Annotated in this window: 1 protein-coding gene; it reads left to right on the top strand. The window is 38.5% G+C overall.

From position 1 onward, the window contains the following. Nucleotides 1-270, top strand: a 270-nt coding sequence (locus tag AAEZ00_RS21305) for a diguanylate cyclase domain-containing protein (protein ID WP_351089908.1), incomplete at both ends; no start/stop codon positions are given.

Genomic DNA, 270 nt, shown 5'->3' with positions numbered 1-270 from the left:
CCTTAATTGCCATCGTGGTTTTAATGTCGAATCGACGTTTAAATGTCGAAATCCAAAAACGTCTTAAAGCTGAAGAGAACCTTCGATTTATGGCTAATCATGACAATGTTACGGCATTGCCAAATCGTAGTTTACTTGACGATAGATTAGCGCAAGCCACTTTGACTCATCATCGGGATAAATCGAAGTTTGCACTGTTATTTATTGATTTAGATGGTTTTAAAGCAATAAACGATCGGCATGGTCATCATGTGGGGGATAAGTTGCTAC

The organism is Shewanella sp. S1-49-MNA-CIBAN-0167, from assembly GCF_040310145.1.
Classification (GTDB): Bacteria; Pseudomonadota; Gammaproteobacteria; order Enterobacterales; family Shewanellaceae; genus Shewanella; species Shewanella psychromarinicola.
Note: the sequence above shows the minus strand (reverse complement) of the source record. Positions and strands in the feature narration are given on the sequence as shown.